The 759-nt window shown below is 44.5% G+C and carries 1 protein-coding gene; it reads left to right on the plus strand.

Annotation, left to right across the window (positions count from 1 at the left end; genetic code table 11):
- A partial coding sequence (locus A3763_RS07900) for a LysR substrate-binding domain-containing protein (RefSeq protein WP_068759973.1) occupies nucleotides 1-712 on the plus strand: 712 nt, incomplete at its 5' end.
- Nucleotides 713-759 lie beyond the last annotated feature (47 nt).

Below are 759 nucleotides of genomic sequence, written 5' to 3' on the forward strand. Positions count from 1 at the left end.
ACAACTGCTTCCCTTAGTGTATCAGGCACTCGAGCAAATCAGTGTTTTACTTGACCCTATCGAGTTCAGCCCTAAAGATTACGAAGGTACCTTAAGACTTGCAACGACCGACTATGGCACTAATAACCTATTACCAAAATTAGTTCCGCTATTGCAAGAAGCCGCACCAAAGTTAAGTTTATCAACAGTTGATTGGCGCTCAAGCCTACTCACTGAGCTTGAACATAATCAGGTAGACCTGATGATTGGTGGCGTCACCTCTCCACCCGATAACATACACCAACGCATCGTTGCTCAAGATAACTACGCAGGCGTTATCAGGAAGTCTCATCCCTCTGAAGGAAAGATAGACTTACAAGAATATATTGGTATGAACCATATCGTAATTAGCTCCTCAGGCACCAGCAAAAGTCCGGTTGATGACTACCTTAAAAGCATTGGTCAACAACGAAAGGTCGCGCTCACGGTGCCACACTTTTTTGCTGCGCTGGAAATCATCGCCGCGACCGATTATATGATTCTGTTACCCAGTGGTTTTATTCGACGTTATGTCGACCAGGATAAGTTTACCGTCGTTAGCGCTCCTTTCCCCATTCCACCCTTAGAGATCGCCATGTTTTGGCACGCACGGATGCACCATGACCCAATGCATCGTTGGTTCAGACAGTTTATCTATGACAAACTTTATGCGCGGCATGATAGATATAAATAACCACATATCGAGACATATTCCTTGTATCACGTCAGTAAGAAACAATG

The sequence above is a fragment of the Oleiphilus sp. HI0128 genome (genome assembly GCF_001635365.1).